Origin of the sequence: Streptomyces sp. UH6, from assembly GCF_013421635.1 — a bacterium.
GTDB classification, from domain to species: Bacteria; Actinomycetota; Actinomycetes; order Streptomycetales; family Streptomycetaceae; genus Streptomyces; species Streptomyces abyssomicinicus.
In genome coordinates, this window is record NZ_JACADT010000554.1 from 1 (window position 1) to 3,787 (window position 3,787).

Sequence of the window (3,787 nt, forward strand, 5' to 3'; positions counted from 1 at the left end):
CCCGGCGGAGCGCTCCCGCGCCCGCCGGGCCGTGGCATGTCCGCCCCACGTCAGAGCGGTGCGGGACCCGTGTCGGACCTTCCGGGGCGCCTCCGCGGAAAACCTTCGTGAACTTCTTCACAAGGAATTGGCCCCTGGAGGGCGACAAGTGGGCCGAAGGGCCGTCCCCGGGGGGCGGAACCGGGGGTTCCGGGCGTTCGGGGGAGGCGTTCGCGGGGAGCCGCCGACGGTTGCCCGCACCGTTGTTTCGTGATCCTCACACCGCTCTTACATCGACAAGGAGCAGCTCACGGGGCATTGACAACGACAGTGGGGTGCACAGCGTTCCCCACTCGCACAATGATCTGGATCACTGCGAGCCGCGCAGTGTAGCAGAGCACCGGTAGAACCTTGTGAAGGGGCGCACGAACGGCACCCGCTTACCGGGTGGATACTCGATGCCATGAGCACCACGGAGCGTCCCAGGATCCTCGTTGTAGGCGGTGGGTACGTAGGCCTGTACGCGGCGCGACGCATTCTGAAGAAGATGCGCTTCGGCGAGGCGACCGTCACGGTCGTCGACCCGCGCTCGTACATGACCTACCAGCCCTTCCTCCCCGAAGCCGCCGGCGGCAACATCTCGCCGCGCCACGTCGTCGTCCCGCTGCGACGCGTGCTGCGCAAGGCCGAGGTGCTGACCGGTCGCGTCACCACCATCGACCAGGACCGCAAGGTCGCTACGGTCGCCCCGCTCGTCGGCGAGGCCTACGAGCTCCCCTTCGACTACCTCGTGGTCGCGCTCGGCGCGGTCTCGCGGACCTTCCCGATCCCGGGTCTGGCCGAGCAGGGCATCGGCATGAAGGGCGTGGAGGAGGCCATCGGCCTGCGCAACCACGTCCTGGCCCAGCTGGACAAGGCCGACTCGACGACCGACGAGGAGATCCGCCGCAAGGCGCTCACCTTCGTCTTCATCGGCGGCGGCTTCGCCGGCGCCGAGACGATCGGCGAGGTCGAGGACATGGCCCGCGACGCGGCCAAGTACTACAAGAACGTGTCCCGCGAGGACATGCGCTTCGTCCTCGTCGACGCCGCGGACAAGATCCTCCCCGAGGTCGGTCCCAAGCTCGGCCAGTACGGCAAGCAGCACCTGGAGTCGCGCGGCGTCGAGGTGCACCTGTCCACCTCCATGGACTCCTGCGTCGACGGCCACGTGGTCCTGAAGAACGGCCTCGAGGTCGACGCGGGCACCATCGTGTGGACCGCCGGCGTCAAGCCGAACCCGGTGCTCTCCCGCTACGGCCTGCCGCTCGGCCCCCGCGGTCACGTGGACTGCGCCCCGACCCTGCAGGTCCAGGGCACCGACTACATCTGGGCCGCGGGCGACAACGCCCAGGTCCCGGACCTGGTCGGCCGTGCCGCCGGCAACCCCAACGCCTGGTGCCCGCCGAACGCGCAGCACGCGCTGCGTCAGTCGAAGGTCCTGGGTGACAACGTCCTCTCGGCGATGCGCGGCTTCCCGCAGAAGGACTACAAGCACGCCAACAAGGGCGCGGTGGCGGGCCTCGGCCTCCACAAGGGCGTGGCGATGATCGTCATGGGCAAGATGAAGATCAAGCTCAAGGGCCGTCTCGCCTGGTACATGCACCGTGGCTACCACGGCATGGCCATGCCGACCTTCAACCGCAAGATCCGCGTCCTCGCGGACTGGACCCTCGGCGCGCTGACCAAGCGCGAGGTCGTCTCGCTGGGCGCCATGGAGCACCCGCGCGAGGAGTTCTACGAGGCCGCCAAGCCGGCGCCGGCCGTCCCGGCCGCGGCCACCGGCGGCACGTCCGGGAAGGTCGAGGAGAAGGCGAAGGCCTGACCTCCCGTCACCTTTCCGAGCCCGAAGGGGCTGCCCACCTTCCGTGGTGCGGGCAGCCCCTTCGGGCTTTTCGGGGTGCACGACCGGGTTGCCGCCGGTTGCGGGGGGTTGCCGCACGGTTGCCGGGAGTTGTCGCCGTTGCTTTTCGGCCGATCGTTTGCTTTTCGGACGCCGATGGCCGACGGCGCCGATGTTTCGCGATGTTTCGGTGACGCGGCCTGTTTACAGGGGGTTCACACGCGCCCTATGGTCCCAAGTGGGAGCGCTCCCACCCCCACGTTTCAATGTCATGCTCCTGTCGCGCACTTGGCCGACGGCCCGGCCGCGCCGACACCGGCATGACCGGCGAAAGGTCACGTGCCGTGATCAGATTCACCCGCCGCTTAGGCGGCACGAAGCGCAAGACATCGTTGCTCACCGCGTTCGCCACCGCGCTTTCCGGCCTCGGCCTGGTGCTGATCGCACAGGGACCCGCCGAGGCCCACGGCGTGGCCATGTCCCCCGGCTCGCGGACCTACCTCTGCTACAAGGACGCGGTGTCCGGATCCGGCGGGGTGTCGCCGACCAACGCGGCCTGTGCCGCCGCCATCGCCCAGAGCGGCTCCTCGTCGCTGTACAACTGGTTCGCGGTGCTCGACTCCAACGCCGGCGGGCGCGGAGAGGGCTACGTGCCCGACGGGACCATCTGCAGCGCCGGTGACCGGTCCCCCTACGACTTCAAGGGCTACAACCTGGCCCGCAACGACTGGCCCAAGACCCACCTGACGTCGGGTGCCAGCATCCAGCTGAAGTACAGCAACTGGGCCGCCCACCCGGGCGAGTTCCGGGTGTACATCACCCGCCAGGGCTGGTCCCCCACCTCTCAGCTGAAGTGGTCCGACCTGTCGCTGGTCCAGACCGTCTCCAACCCGCCGCAGTCGGGCTCGGTCGGCACGGACGGTGGCCACTACTACTGGAACACCCCGCTTCCGTCCGGGCGTTCCGGTGACGCGCTGATGATGGTCCAGTGGGTGCGGTCGGACAGCAACGAGAACTTCTACTCCTGCTCCGACATCGTCTTCGACGGCGGCAACGGTGAGGTCACGGGCATCCGTAACGGCTCGACCCCGCCGCCCACCACCCCGCCGCCCACCACGCCTCCGCCGACCACCCCGCCGCCCACCACGCCGCCGCCCACCGGTGGGGAGAGCTCCTGCATGGCCCACTACAAGGTGGTGAACGCCTGGAACGGTGGCTTCCAGGGCGAGGTCCAGGTCATGAACCACGGCACCGCCGCCACCAAGGGGTGGAAGGTCAACTGGACCCCGGGCAGCGGAACCAGCATCACCAGCCTGTGGAACGGCAGTCAGACCACATCGGGCGGGGCCGTGACGGTCTCCAACACGGCCCACAACGGGTCGATACCGGTGAACGGTTCGACCACCTTCGGGTTCACCGCCAACTCGACGGGCAACAACCTGCCGTCCGGCACCATCTCCTGCACGGCCTCCTAGCCGCACAGGACCGCACCTCCTGAGGGTGACGGGCCTGTGGGCAGCCGCCCGGCTGTCCACAGGCCCGGCACGGGGCACCGCGGCGACTCGAGCGGACCCCTAGGGGCAAGAGGTGGAATCTCGTCAATCACCGTTCGACGAGGGTCGCCGGGCGTCCGACTCCTGGCGGGAGCGGAGCCGAACGAGGGTTTCTGACGGGTCGTCAGAGACCCGTAAAATAAGACAACTTCGTAGGTGTGCGGCTGTTCGAAAGGGGTCCCGCCGCTAGGCTCAGGCCTCGCTGCGCGCCCATGACCGGCCCGGGTGGTGGAATGCAGACACGGCGAGCTTAAACCTCGCTGCCCCTCGGGGGCGTACCGGTTCGAGTCCGGTTCCGGGCACACCCGTTCAACCGGCCCTGATCTGTCAGAGGGCCTCCCGCGCCGGTGCGGCGCCCAGCCGGGCGCCGCAC

Annotated in this window: 2 protein-coding genes and 1 tRNA gene; all 3 read left to right on the top strand. The window is 68.9% G+C overall.

All coding sequences use genetic code 11. From position 1 onward, the window contains the following. Positions 1–442 precede the first annotated feature (442 nt). The 3 genes from HW445_RS21860 to HW445_RS21870 all read left to right on the top strand — a co-directional run bounded on the left by HW445_RS21860 (position 443) and on the right by HW445_RS21870 (position 3,716). A complete protein-coding gene (locus HW445_RS21860) occupies positions 443–1,843 on the top strand; it encodes an NAD(P)/FAD-dependent oxidoreductase (protein WP_180222679.1) in 1,401 nt (466 codons plus the stop codon). Between the two features lie 365 nt (positions 1,844–2,208). Further along, the gene (locus HW445_RS21865) at positions 2,209–3,336 is read left to right on the top strand and encodes a lytic polysaccharide monooxygenase (RefSeq protein WP_308799665.1); all 1,128 of its coding nucleotides are present in this window, start codon (positions 2,209–2,211) and stop codon (positions 3,334–3,336) included. Between the two features lie 297 nt (positions 3,337–3,633). Beyond that, positions 3,634–3,716: transfer RNA gene (locus HW445_RS21870), tRNA-Leu, on the top strand. Positions 3,717–3,787 lie beyond the last annotated feature (71 nt).